General features: G+C 50.2%; 15 protein-coding genes. 8 read left to right on the plus strand and 7 right to left on the minus strand.

Annotated features, from left to right (window positions below):
- Nucleotides 1-66: 66 nt before the first annotated feature.
- The 3 genes from V2P20_RS10065 to gdhA all read right to left on the minus strand — a co-directional run bounded on the left by V2P20_RS10065 (nt 67) and on the right by gdhA (nt 3,823).
- The gene (locus V2P20_RS10065) at nt 67-477 is read right to left on the minus strand and encodes a glycerophosphodiester phosphodiesterase family protein (RefSeq protein WP_331818069.1); all 411 of its coding nucleotides are present in this window, start codon (nt 475-477) and stop codon (nt 67-69) included.
- Between the two features lie 151 nt (nt 478-628).
- On the minus strand, nt 629-2,203 hold the full coding sequence (locus V2P20_RS10070) for a hypothetical protein (RefSeq protein ID WP_331818070.1): 1,575 nt from the start codon (nt 2,201-2,203) through the stop codon (nt 629-631).
- A 276-nt stretch (nt 2,204-2,479) separates the two neighbouring features.
- The gene (gene gdhA, locus V2P20_RS10075; RefSeq protein WP_331818071.1) at nt 2,480-3,823 is read right to left on the minus strand and encodes an NADP-specific glutamate dehydrogenase; all 1,344 of its coding nucleotides are present in this window, start codon (nt 3,821-3,823) and stop codon (nt 2,480-2,482) included.
- A 200-nt stretch (nt 3,824-4,023) separates the two neighbouring features.
- Here gdhA and V2P20_RS10080 point away from each other — a divergent pair, with 200 nt between their 5' ends.
- Both V2P20_RS10080 and V2P20_RS10085 read left to right on the plus strand, forming a co-directional pair.
- Complete coding sequence (locus V2P20_RS10080) at nt 4,024-4,347, plus strand: DUF504 domain-containing protein (protein ID WP_331818072.1); 324 nt, start codon at nt 4,024-4,026, stop codon at nt 4,345-4,347.
- A 61-nt stretch (nt 4,348-4,408) separates the two neighbouring features.
- Entirely contained in the window at nt 4,409-4,729 is a 321-nt protein-coding gene (locus V2P20_RS10085) for a hypothetical protein (RefSeq protein ID WP_331818073.1), read from the plus strand.
- Between the two features lie 145 nt (nt 4,730-4,874).
- Here the strand turns inward: V2P20_RS10085 and V2P20_RS10090 are convergent, their stop codons facing one another.
- From V2P20_RS10090 to V2P20_RS10100, 3 genes are all read right to left on the minus strand, one after another.
- Entirely contained in the window at nt 4,875-5,321 is a 447-nt protein-coding gene (locus V2P20_RS10090; RefSeq protein ID WP_331818074.1) for a PA2169 family four-helix-bundle protein, read from the minus strand.
- A gap of 193 nt (nt 5,322-5,514) precedes the next feature.
- Nucleotides 5,515-6,558: a transposase gene (locus tag V2P20_RS10095; RefSeq protein WP_331818124.1), complete on the minus strand. Its 1,044-nt coding sequence runs from the start codon at nt 6,556-6,558 to the stop codon at nt 5,515-5,517.
- Between the two features lie 343 nt (nt 6,559-6,901).
- On the minus strand, nt 6,902-7,222 hold the full coding sequence (locus V2P20_RS10100) for a hypothetical protein (RefSeq protein WP_331818075.1): 321 nt from the start codon (nt 7,220-7,222) through the stop codon (nt 6,902-6,904).
- A 425-nt stretch (nt 7,223-7,647) separates the two neighbouring features.
- On the opposite strand from V2P20_RS10100, the gene V2P20_RS10105 reads away from it, so the two are divergent.
- On the plus strand, nt 7,648-8,112 hold the full coding sequence (locus tag V2P20_RS10105) for a CreA family protein (RefSeq protein WP_331818076.1): 465 nt from the start codon (nt 7,648-7,650) through the stop codon (nt 8,110-8,112).
- A 9-nt stretch (nt 8,113-8,121) separates the two neighbouring features.
- Here V2P20_RS10105 and V2P20_RS10110 read toward each other — a convergent pair whose 3' ends face one another.
- The gene (locus V2P20_RS10110; RefSeq protein ID WP_331818077.1) at nt 8,122-8,496 is read right to left on the minus strand and encodes a hypothetical protein; all 375 of its coding nucleotides are present in this window, start codon (nt 8,494-8,496) and stop codon (nt 8,122-8,124) included.
- Between V2P20_RS10110 and V2P20_RS10115 the strand changes: the two genes are divergently transcribed.
- The 5 genes from V2P20_RS10115 to V2P20_RS10135 all read left to right on the plus strand — a co-directional run bounded on the left by V2P20_RS10115 (nt 8,495) and on the right by V2P20_RS10135 (nt 11,262).
- Nucleotides 8,495-8,776: a hypothetical protein gene (locus V2P20_RS10115; protein WP_331818078.1), complete on the plus strand. Its 282-nt coding sequence runs from the start codon at nt 8,495-8,497 to the stop codon at nt 8,774-8,776. The genes V2P20_RS10110 and V2P20_RS10115 overlap by 2 nt on opposite strands.
- A gap of 43 nt (nt 8,777-8,819) precedes the next feature.
- Complete coding sequence (locus tag V2P20_RS10120) at nt 8,820-9,137, plus strand: DUF1840 domain-containing protein (RefSeq protein ID WP_331818079.1); 318 nt, start codon at nt 8,820-8,822, stop codon at nt 9,135-9,137.
- A 93-nt stretch (nt 9,138-9,230) separates the two neighbouring features.
- Nucleotides 9,231-9,860 carry a LemA family protein gene (locus V2P20_RS10125; RefSeq protein ID WP_331818080.1) on the plus strand — a complete coding sequence of 210 codons (630 nt, stop codon included), beginning with the start codon at nt 9,231-9,233 and terminating at the stop codon, nt 9,858-9,860.
- A gap of 9 nt (nt 9,861-9,869) precedes the next feature.
- Nucleotides 9,870-10,757, plus strand: a complete 888-nt coding sequence (locus V2P20_RS10130; protein ID WP_331818081.1) for a YgcG family protein — start codon at nt 9,870-9,872, stop codon at nt 10,755-10,757.
- A gap of 7 nt (nt 10,758-10,764) precedes the next feature.
- A complete protein-coding gene (locus V2P20_RS10135) occupies nt 10,765-11,262 on the plus strand; it encodes a TPM domain-containing protein (RefSeq protein ID WP_331818082.1) in 498 nt (165 codons plus the stop codon).
- Nucleotides 11,263-11,487: the final 225 nt, after the last annotated feature.

Raw genomic sequence — 11,487 nt, forward strand, 5'->3', positions numbered from 1 at the left:
CCCATTTATTTAGGCTTTTTTGAATTTGTGCATAACGCCAGAAAACGCGGTAAAGCGTTATTAAGTTCACTGTTGGAACTGATTATCAGCTAACTCCCCGGAATCCATTATGAGCCTTCCTTTTAACTCTATATGATAGGTAATTTCGGAGCTGTATCTCTTAAACAAGTCCTGGAGCCGTAATAGTTTTTCGCCATGAAACAAATAGGGCGAGAACCATGATCCCATATCCAACTGCGACAGCTCCGGCCAGCTCATGGCTTCGACATGGCCTGAGTGGCCATAGCGCTCCAACGACAAGTCATGGCATATCACCACTTCACCATCTGATGACAGTTGAACGTCAAGTTCGACATCCTCAACGCCCATCTCCATGGCCAATTTAAAAGCGGGCCATGTGTTTTCGGGCATATAGGCAGATGCGCCACGGTGAGCAATGATTCTGAACGGGCGTTTAACGATGATAGGCAACTGCATGGGCTTTCCCCTTTTTTAATGTACGATGGGATAGAGGCTCATTAGTCCGTTGCACGGCTGGCGTGCGTTGTCAAAATGGCTTCCTGTCCATTTTGACAACGTTATAAGCTGGAGACAAATCTGCATGAAGCAGATTTGGGCGGCCTAAAATTTAGGCGCGGGGTTGGAATTTGCTAAAAAGGCTTTTTAATTGCGTTGGGATTTTCTTGTTTTCCCCGCCAGTGCCGTTAGCCTGATTGTTCTGCTGCCTTGCGGCCAGCTCGGCCAGCGTTTCCTGTTCAGCCTGTTTTGTCTGAGCGGGCTGTGGCGCCTCTGTGGCGGATTTCAGAGTTCCGAACAGGTTTTTGACTTTTCCGGTTACACTATCGGCTCTTGCCTTAACGGCATCGGATGGCTGATGTTCCTTGCTAGGAGATTCAGGTTGAATATCGCTTCTGACATCCTCCATCAGGACGGGCTGGGGCTCCTCGGCGGATTTATTGGCCGGAGCTGTCTCGCCGGCCAGTTTTTCATCCAGCCTGGCTATCTGCTGCATAGCGTTTCCAAACATATGCTTGAATTTGCCGGTCAGTTTGGGCGCCGTTTTATCTTCCTGAGGCTGAGGCGCTTGTCGGGCAGGCTCGGCCTGAACGGTTTCTGTCTGGACAGCTTCTATATTGCTTTCAGCGAAAACGGGCTGGAACTCTTCAGTTGCTTTATCGATTGCGGCAGGCTCGCTGTCGGCTCTCTCGTCCAGTTTTGCTATTGTTTGCTTGGCGCCGCCAAATATGTGTTTGATTTTGTCGTTTACATTATTGATGTGATTTTCAGAGGGCGCCAAGGACAGTTGTTCGATCTCGACGGGTTCGGCAGGCGCTTCGGCCAAAGGCTCTTCAAATTCAACCGGAGCAGATTGCTGTTCTTCAATAACAGGCGGTTCAATTGGTTTGTCTTTTTGCAGTTGTGCAATCAGGATGTTTTGCGTAAATATTTTTTCTTCCAGCTGTAATTGCAGAGTTTTGGCATGTGCCCATTCGGCTGCTAGCCGCTCTAACTCAGCAAGGCGCGCCAGATTGGCCTGCTGGTCTTGTGCGGTGTCTGAGATTTGCTGTTGCAGTGAGGTATTTTGTTCTCTCAGTCCGGTGAGCTGTTGGGTTTGTGCATCCACCTGGGCTTGCAACGTTTCCAGCAGCGTTTCTTTTTCGGCCAGTTTGGCTGTTTCTGTCTGATAAGCCTGTTGCAGCTCGGTTTTGGTTTGCTGTTCGGCGCGCAAACGTTCGGTTAATTGCGCAATGACGGCGCTGTATTGTTGCCACAAGCCTTCTATCTCAAGCTCACCTTCGTTAGCTGAGGTCGGCCTGTCCAGATTAAAACTGATCGTTAAGGTCCGAAGGCCATCGGCTAACTTCACATTGTGTTCGGTAATGCGTTTTTCGAGATCCAATGCCCGTTGAGTTGCCTTATTGGCAACGTTCTCCGACTCTTCCATGCGTGCGGTATTGGCGCTTAGTTCCTCTTGCAGTTTTTGCGCCTGTTGCTGGGTGGCATCAATGCTATTTTGGGCTTCTTTTGCTTTGGCACGACTTCTTCTGTTTATAAAGGCAATGCGGATGCTATAAAACAGGGCCGTCAGCAACCAGACAGATGCCGCCAAAGCCGCGGCGTACACTGCATTATCAAGGGTAAATTGGTACCATTGGAAAAGCAGGTCCTGAATAATGGGTAAATAGGCTTGCATAGCTTGCATAGGAATGATCCTTGATCAAGATAATTAAAATAAGCAAATGATAACCGTAAAAGATAACCTTTACGGGAAATAAATGCCAGCCTGGTCTTAATGAATATTAAAAGAAAAACTGCGATAAAGTTATCGCTGTATTTTGAGCAGAGCGCCGTCAATATCAACCGGCTGATTGCAAGCGCCCGATAATATGCCTGATGGCAACGGGTGCTCGCTTCAATAGTGTGGCCGTGGCGGCTGGGCGCCGCCACGGCCTAGCGTAAAGCCTGGCTCGTCTGAGCTTTACAGAACGCCTTGTGCCAGCATGGCGTCGGCCACTTTTACGAAGCCCGCCACGTTAGCGCCGTCGACATAGCTGAAGCTGCCGTCTTCGCGCTCGCCGTACTGTACGCAGGCCTGGTGAATGCCCTGCATGATTTCCAGTAGACGACGGTCGACTTCTTCGCGGGTCCATGACAAACGCATGGCGTTCTGGCTCATTTCCAGACCGGAAGTGGCTACGCCGCCGGCATTGCTTGCTTTGCCCGGTGCATAGAGGACGTTGTTGGCTTCAAACATTTTGACTGCTTCGATAGTAGTCGGCATGTTGGCGCCTTCGGCTACGCATTTAACGCCGTTTTTGATCAGAGTGGCCGCATCCACGGCGTCCAGTTCGTTTTGTGTCGCGCAAGGCAGTGCCACATCAACAGGCACATTCCAAGGCTTAACGCCTTCGTGGAATTTGCTGCCTGTGCGTTTAGCGTAATCGCTGACGCGGCCATAGAGATGGTTTTTAACTTCCATCAGTTCGGCCAGTTTTTCAGATGTGAACCCTTCTTCGTCTACGATCGTACCGCTGGAGTCGGATACGGTGACGACTTTGGCGCCCAGCTCCATCGCTTTTTCCACAGCGTATTGAGCTACGTTGCCTGAGCCGGACACGCTGACGCGCATGCCTTCAAACGACATGCCTTTGCGCTTGAGCATTTCCTGAGCGAAATAGACAGTGCCGTAACCGGTCGCTTCAGGACGGATCAGAGAGCCGCCAAAGCTCAGCCCCTTGCCGGTGAGTACGCAGTCAGCCCGGTTGGTCAGCTTCTTGATCATGCCGGCAATAAATGCGACTTCGCGTCCGCCCACCCCGATATCGCCTGCTGGCACGTCGGTATCTGCGCCGACGTGACGGAACAGTTCAGATGCGAACGCCTGGCAGAAACGCATGACTTCGCCGGGACTTTTGCCTTTAGGATCGAAGTCGGAACCGCCTTTGCCGCCGCCCATAGGCAGCGTGGTCAGCGCATTCTTGAAGGTTTGTTCGAAAGCCAGGAATTTCAGAATCGACAGATTCACGGAAGGGTGGAAACGCAGACCGCCTTTGTACGGGCCGATAGCCATACTATGTTGAATGCGATAACCGCGGTTGACCTGGACGGAGCCATGATCATCAACCCAAGAGACACGGAACATGACAACACGCTCAGGCTCGACCAGACGATCCAGTAACCCATGTTCGGCGTATTTGGGGAAGCGCGCAATGTAGGGCCACAGGCTCTCCATTACTTCCGTTACGGCTTGCAGGAATTCAGGTTGGCCTGGGTTTTGCTGAGCCACGTGGCCCAGGAATTCTTCACAACTTTTATATTTCATTTAATCATTGCCTCAATTTTTTGGGCGTTTAAAAAACGCCTCTTTATTTGTGCATATTTTTTGCGCATAAAGCTCACCGATTTTACACGAATAATTTTCACGACGCTAAATGTTAAGTAAATATTCGGAAATTTTGAGCTGAGCGGTATTGCAAATCCATTGTGAAATTCACAGGGTGATCGGCGGCGGAATTTCTTGTCGTGGCGCAGCACAAAACGGCATGGAATCGGTCAAAAATTAACGTCAACGATTGCGCCAATTTTTTAGACATGATGCCCATTCAAGACCTGCTCAATCGCATACGCTGGGACAAAGCGTTCGGCCGTGCGGATTTCCGGATCGGTTATTACGACCGTATTCAACATAGCCTTGTGTTGAAGGCTCTGGTCGACATCAGGTTTCCCGAAGACAGTCACAATGTTTTTGAATGGAATGACAGTGAAGGTGAAACCCATACCATTCCGCTGCATCGCATCAAGGCGGTGTACCGGAACGGAGAGCTGATCTGGCGGAGAACTCATTGATGTCCTTGATAAGAATGTTTCATTTTGATGAGTGCAGCCATGAAGCCAGCTGAAAAAGCACATGATGTTTTTCAAACCGGTTACCGAACCTTGTTTGCAAGCGGTGAGCTGGAACATCGTGCCCGTATTGCCCGTCGGCATTTACAAGATTGAGATCTTTGCGCACGCTATTGCCATGTTGATCGACTCCAGACCATTCAAGGTGCGGTATGCCGGACTGGAGCGCGCGCCGTTGTTTACAATTACGGCTCTCATCATGGCGAAGAAGACGTATTGCGCGGCTGGAAAGGCTCAGGAGCGGCTTTTTTCAACGGCTGTAAGCTGCGCTGTGAGTTTTGCCAGAATTGGGACATCAGCCAGAAAGGAGCGGGTCGTGAAGTAAGCCGCCCCGTCAGCATGGCTGAGCATCAGGAAGCGCTTGCCATCGCCCGGCGCCTCGGTCGATTGTCCGGGTGATGGCAATGGCGATCGCTGAAAGCAGGCGTTTCAGGCGAAACGCCTGGCTGTTAAAAGCTATTGATCAAGGCTCATCGCATCTGGCCTTGCAGCATACTATGCACGCGTTCCCTATTGGCTACCACCGCATGATGCTGCATTTCAACTATTTGGCGAACATCGGCAGGCAGATCTTCCTGCAAGGCTTTTTCATACGCTTCCACGGCATATTGTTCACCGCGTTCGCATTCTTTCAGTATCGAGGCTTTATCGGCACCGGTTATTGCCGTTTTCAGGTTTACCCACATTCGATGAGCGGCACCCGAAAAACTGCCTTCGGTTTCCGGTTCGCCTCCTAGGCGGCGGACTTGGTTCTGCAGCATTTCGGCGCCTTTGGCGCATTGCTGCGACTTTTCAGTGAAAAAATTCAAAAGCTCAGGATCAGTGACATCCTCAGCGCAATCCTGGAATTCCCGTTCACCGTCCTTGGATACTTCGATCAGATCGTTGAGGACGGAAATTGTTTCTTCGTTAGTCATGGCGATACTCCTCAGAAATATTTCTCGACAGGGAGCGTTACCGTGTTTCAGGTTGAGAATATCCATCGATAACAGACAATTAGACTTAGTAGTCGTTTGGAAAGTTCATGCAAGCTGACTGCGAAGAGCGCAATGCCGGAGCTCTCATGGTCTCTGAGGCAAGGCAATGAAATTTTGTGATCGATCATAGGAGTTACGCATTGACGCTTGAATGAAATTGTGGGTTCAAATGTGCCATTGAAGGCATAAAGGTGCCGATGAAGGCGGCGATGACTTCATTGAATAGATCCCGCCTTAATCGATAACAATTATTGATCAGCTCCATAGCGCATAAGCGTTGTAATTGGGCATAACCACAAATAGCCGCAAACACATGGTTTTTGATGGCTGTCTTGCTGCGCACCTGAAAGTGCTCGATATTGCAGACCTGTTTAATGGCCCGGTGATATTGCTCAATTTGCCAATGCCGGTCATGGGCTTCGCTAAAATCCTGCAGGTCAAAGTCATGGAGTCGCTCTTCATGAGGCAGGTACACAATATAATGGCGCAGTTGGTCTTTTAACCGCGTCCGAAACAGTTTGACACTGCCAAAGTCCCGCAACCAAACGACCAGGCCGTCTTCGGGCACCTCTAATTGTTGAACTTGCTGCCATGAACCTTTTTCCACTGAAACCAGACGGTTGCTCTCCAGCGCAAACAGAAACCCCAGACCCTGGTTTTTTATCGTCTTGAGATTCTTGACGCAACTGTACCAGCTATCGCCCGTCACCAAATTGGGCTCAAGTCCCCAAGCTAACACCTCGGCCAGCATCTCCAGAAAATAATCATTTTTGGTTTTACCTTCGGCTTTATCGTAAACCCGGAAATTAACCGGTTGATGTTGCCCTTGAGGATCGGTGTAATACAGCGTAATCAGGTTAATGCCCTTAACCGTGCCGTGATGCTTGCCGGACCAGAAATAGCCGACTAACGCCATGTACTGACTATACGGTTTATCCAAGACACTATCGTCCACGCTTAAGGTTCCGCCTTTTAGATTCAGCATCGCCTTGCTCTCATTGAATAAATCCAAGGGCGTATAGGACTCCCTTTGCAAAAAACGGTTGACGCTATCGTGTGAAATCTTCATAACTTCGGCTAATCGACAACAACTCACGGCTTTCGGCTCGCTCAATAAAAATCCAATATACATCGGCAAGGTACAACGTGCCGTCGAGGGACGGCTTATTTTTCTTATCACGAGCTGACTTTCCGGTGGCGGAATGTTTTTAACCCGCCTATTCTATCCTGACATCATCTGTCAATGCGTAACTTCTAGATCATTCCAAACTTAAAGAACGGTTGAGCGGCGCAGTTTCCATTGGCTAGTAAAAAGTTGGGTCATTTCCAATCCTTTCAATATGAATTCCATATTGCTTGCTGGCGGGAATGAGAGAAGTTTCTAGCACCTCGTCCTATCCGTACAGCACGCAAATAATGTTAGGAAAATATCTTTCAACCGAACAAAATAAAAACGCCCCGTGCCTTTCTTTAGGCACGGGGCGTTCCGTCACATCTTAGTCTAAACGGAATGGTCTACATTATAAAGAGAGCGATACAGCCGAGCCGACAGTGGCAGACGCGCCTAATCGCAGATCTACATTCGGCAACAAGGCATCAACCGTTCCGACTACTGATCCAAGGACGCCGCCTACCGCGGTAAGAGTGCTGCCCACTAGCGAATCCAAATCTAAACATAAGACACCGCCAGCTGAAACATTGTCCATCTGAGTATCAGTCAAAGCTACAGGCTCGGCAGATGCCAAACCGGATACAGTTAAAAGGACACCCGCTGCCAGTACTTTCATTAATTCGTTTTTCATAACAATAATTTCTACTTTAGTATTATTAATATAATCCATCCTCAACCTATCAGGATGGCGCTTATTTGCTATAGTGCTTTCTAACTATGCGCAAAAACACTTGGCAAATTCTTGAAGGGATCGCCGTAGCTCCAGTGGATGCCGAAAGCGCCGTCGATCATTGATATATCTATGTTTGGATCTGATCATGTCCATTTTAGCTATGGCGCATCCAACTTCACCATACTCTTAAGATTTGCTTAATTCCTGTTCTTTAACGTACTCTAGCATGTGCTTATTAAAATTTATGTTACAGACCTAACATTTTTGTGACGAAAAATGATCGGCGAGCCGCATCCGGATAGAGGGTGGTCTCGATGAAATTTTATTTTCGCAGTTCGTTTTTCCGGTTGCTTTTAATGCTACCCGCAATGAAATCCCGCTGTTACAATCGGAATATCGATAAGCCAACCGAAGGAGTTAACATGAAACAGAAATTTGCATACTGCGCCTTGCTTTTCAGTTTTTGGATGCCCGCCGCATACTCTGAGGAAGTTGGTTGTGTAATGACGGCCTGGAAGCTGATCGGCGCCAACCATAAAGTGTGCGTGCAAGCCTTTGACGATCCCAAAGTGCAGGGCGTCACTTGCCATATCAGTCAGGCCAAGACCGGCGGCCTCAAAGGCACGTTTGGCGTTGCCGAGGACCCGTCGCAGTTTTCGATTTCCTGTCAGCAGGTCGGGCCGATAGTGATCAATGGCAAGCTGCCCGAAGAGGAAACCGCCTTCAGCGAAAACACCTCGCTGCTTTTCAAGGAAACGCGCGTCTCTCGTCTGTTTGACGCCAAGCGCAATACGCTGATCTATCTCGCCATTAGCCGCAAGCTGATTGAAGGCGCCCCCGCCAGCAGCATCTCCACCGTGCCCATTAAGCCTTGGGGCGGCCAGTGACGGCACGGGCTACAGTGTTCTTTCATCAATGGGCTTATTGTCATGTAATGCATACCAGCCCACGGCAATGCGATAGCCCAGCCACAGTAAAGCCACAATCAGTATAAGGCTGCCGCCCATAAACATCATGAGCCTGCTGATTGCAAACAGTGCTAAAGCGATCCAGAAGGTTTTTATTTGCCAGTTGAAATGGGACTCCAGCCATGTTCCCTGGGCATCTTTCCGTTTCGCCAGATTAATAAAGGCGCCTATTATGAAAGGCAAGCCTGCCAATGCAAATGCCAATACCTGGCACAAGTAAACAACAGCGGTTATCGTTTTTAACGTTCTCAGTTTTTCATCATTTTTCGATTTGTTTTCTATATGTGAAGCACTGTCGGCCATGATCAACCTCCAAATCAAGTTAACTCAGTTGGTAGGGTTTTCTAATTGGAATTCCAACGCAGAATTGATAACAAATAACATAAAAGAGATAATTTTTATGTTGGCTAGCGTACCGAATATGTTAAAAGAAGAAGAATATATTGATCAGGACTTACGCACGCCTGTGGGGCGACTGCCAGCAGTAGGCGCTCTAGGCGAAGTCGCCTCACCACAGGTTTTAAAGCCGCTTGTTTCAACGGTTGAACAGACAAACTGCGTAAGTCCTGCTGATAAAAATTGATAAAAACTCAACGGGCTATGTCTCGCTCAAGCAGGAGCTGTCTATGCTGGTAAAATTTATGACTAAATCGCATGCGGATATCGTTCTGTTTGGCGATATAGCCCAGCGGTTGCTGAAAATGATGGGGCACAGCGGTACAGTGCCTAGTGCCATTCCGGCTGAGGAGGTTCCAGCGGCGCTTGAGCGTTTGAAAAACGCCGTTGAAGCGTTTACGCCGGCGCCTGCCGAATTGCCTGAAGCTATCCGGGAAGATGAGTCAAAAGAGCCGATTGTCAGCCTTAAGCATAGGGCTTTGCCTTTAATTGAACTGTTCGCTGCTGCGGCACGGAATAACAGTTATGTGATGTGGGAAAAAATGTAGCAGCCAGAAGCAGATGAGCTTTCATGTTACAATGAACTGAAAGATAAGTCGTACTGTAGCACAAGCAGAAAAACTTAAATTAAGGAGAATGCCATGCGCAAAAGTGTATTTTTGGTAGGGCTCATGCTGATGAGTCTGTTTTTAACCGGCTGCGGCTACAATACGCTTCAGGCCACGGACGAGCAAATCAAGGCAAGCTGGGGCGAAGTGCTGAACCAGTACAAGCGCAGAGCTGACCTGGTGCCGAATCTCGTTAATGTGGTAAAAGGCTATGCCGGCCATGAAAAAGAGGTGCTGACCCGCGTGACGGAATCCAGAGCCCGCGTCGGCTCAATCCAGGCGACTCCCGATTTGCTCAACGACGAGCAGGCTTTCGCCAAGTTTCAGGACGCTCAGGGCGAACTGTCTTCCGCATTGACCCGCCTGCTGGCGGTGGCCGAAAACTATCCGCAATTGAAAGCCGACAGCCTGTTCCGCGATTTGCAGGCGCAGCTGGAAGGCACGGAGAACCGCATCGCTGTCGCGCGCAATCGCTATATTAAAGCGGTACAGGAATACAATGTAACCGTGCGTTCTTTTCCGACCAATCTGACGGCGATGATGTTCGGATACAAAACCAAGCCTTCGTTCGCGGTGGAAGATGAGCAAACGATAACCACGCCGCCCAAAGTCGACTTCAACGTGCCGCCTCCCGGAATGCCCTCTCCAGAATCCGGCCGCTGAACATAGGGCATGAAAGCGCTGACTCTGGCGGTGCGTTCAATTGCCGTAGCGCTCGTTCTGCTGGCAGCAGGATTGGCTGTAGCCGATGTGCCCGTTCCTGCTCTGCAGGCTCGGGTCACGGATCTGACCGGCACATTGTCTCCGGCCCAACAAAGCAAGCTTGAACAGGTGCTGGCAGAGTTCGAGGCACGCAAGGGCAGCCAGATCGCCGTACTGATCATTCCGACAACACAGCCAGAGACCATTGAGCAATACGCCATGCGCGTGGCGGAAACGTGGAAGCTGGGCAGGAAAGACGTCGATGACGGCGTGCTGTTGCTGGTCGCGAAGGAAGACCGGACGCTGCGCATTGAAGTCGGCTATGGACTGGAAGGCGTTATTCCCGATGCCGTGGCCAAGCGCGTGATCAGCGAGATCATCATCCCTTATTTCAAGCAGAATGATTACTTCGGCGGCATCGAAGCCGGCGTGAACCGCTTGATCCGCCTGATTGACGGCGAACCTTTACCGCCGCCGGTCAGGAAAGACGTGTCCTGGTCCGGCTTTGAAGATTTTCTGCCGATCGTGTTTCTGGTGGTTTTGGTCGGAGCCGGCCTGTTTCGCATGATTTTCGGCCGATTGCTGGGATCTTCTATCGTCGGCGGTCTGGTAGGGATTTTATTCTGGCTCATCGCAGGTTCTTTTATGGTCGCATTGATCGCGGGGTTGTTCGCCTTTCTGTTTTCGCTGGGTGGCATGCGCAGCAGCGGTATTTGGCCAGGCGGCGGAGGTTATGGGGGAGGCTTCGGCGGCCGCGGAGGCGGATTCAGTGGCGGTGGTGGCGGCTTCGGCGGCGGCGGCGCATCAGGCCATTGGCGAATTGCTTTGGCCGTACCCACTATGACAGAAAGGAACTAAAAAGTTTATGAATCTTAAGCGCATCATCAGGCATCTGTGGACAGACCGCCGGACGGTTCGGCGGGCTTTTCCGTCCCGCTCCATGCAGGCTATCGAAACCGCGATCCGTCAAACGGAGGCCGATCATCAGGGGCAGGTTCGTTTCGCTGTAGAGGCTTCGCTTGAGTGGGGAGCATTATTAAGAGACCAGGCTGCGCGTGATCGGGCCATTGATGTCTTTTCCCAGTTGCGGGTCTGGGATACGGCCCGGAACAATGGCGTGCTGATTTATCTGTTATTTGCGGACCATGATGTTGAAATCGTGGCGGATCGGGGTATACACAGCCGCGTAGGCAAGCAAGGATGGGAAGTGATCTGCCAGGATATGGAGACGGCATTCAGGCGGCGGCAGTTTGAAGCAGGCGTCATCAGCGGCATCAGGGCTGTCAGCGAACATCTGGCCAGGCATTATCCGGAGCAGGGCGTTCAGGTCAACGAGCTGCCCGATCAACCGGTTCAGATGTAAAAAAAACTGAAGATATATAATCAGGCTGGCATTACTGCCAGGACTCACGCCGTTTCATTTGCCGCGGACGCTTTATATCAGATCCTCGGCTTACTGCCTGAAGCACTGGCATGAAGATTAAAAGCCTTGCTCATACTGAGCAAAACAGTATAGAGTTTAATCTTGATAACTGATGTTACGAGTTAGTTGAAGTTAGATCGATCTAATAAAGTGCCGCTAACGCGA

It is taken from the genome of Methylobacter sp. Wu1, assembly GCF_036553575.1.
GTDB lineage: Bacteria > Pseudomonadota > Gammaproteobacteria > Methylococcales > Methylomonadaceae > Methylobacter.

Coding starts and splice junctions, on each gene's coding strand:
- V2P20_RS10085 (WP_331818073.1), top strand. CDS start 4,409: ATGATGTTTTTCAAACCGGTTACCGAACCTTGTTTGCAAGCGGTGAGC.
- V2P20_RS10100 (WP_331818075.1), bottom strand. CDS start 7,222: ATGGATTATATTAATAATACTAAAGTAGAAATTATTGTTATGAAAAAC.
- V2P20_RS10120 (WP_331818079.1), top strand. CDS start 8,820: ATGCTGGTAAAATTTATGACTAAATCGCATGCGGATATCGTTCTGTTT.
- V2P20_RS10130 (WP_331818081.1), top strand. CDS start 9,870: ATGAAAGCGCTGACTCTGGCGGTGCGTTCAATTGCCGTAGCGCTCGTT.
- V2P20_RS10065 (WP_331818069.1), bottom strand. CDS start 477: ATGCAGTTGCCTATCATCGTTAAACGCCCGTTCAGAATCATTGCTCAC.
- V2P20_RS10090 (WP_331818074.1), bottom strand. CDS start 5,321: ATGACTAACGAAGAAACAATTTCCGTCCTCAACGATCTGATCGAAGTA.
- V2P20_RS10115 (WP_331818078.1), top strand. CDS start 8,495: ATGATCAACCTCCAAATCAAGTTAACTCAGTTGGTAGGGTTTTCTAAT.
- V2P20_RS10070 (WP_331818070.1), bottom strand. CDS start 2,203: ATGCAAGCTATGCAAGCCTATTTACCCATTATTCAGGACCTGCTTTTC.
- V2P20_RS10105 (WP_331818076.1), top strand. CDS start 7,648: ATGAAACAGAAATTTGCATACTGCGCCTTGCTTTTCAGTTTTTGGATG.
- V2P20_RS10135 (WP_331818082.1), top strand. CDS start 10,765: ATGAATCTTAAGCGCATCATCAGGCATCTGTGGACAGACCGCCGGACG.
- gdhA (WP_331818071.1), bottom strand. CDS start 3,823: ATGAAATATAAAAGTTGTGAAGAATTCCTGGGCCACGTGGCTCAGCAA.
- V2P20_RS10110 (WP_331818077.1), bottom strand. CDS start 8,496: ATGGCCGACAGTGCTTCACATATAGAAAACAAATCGAAAAATGATGAA.
- V2P20_RS10125 (WP_331818080.1), top strand. CDS start 9,231: ATGCGCAAAAGTGTATTTTTGGTAGGGCTCATGCTGATGAGTCTGTTT.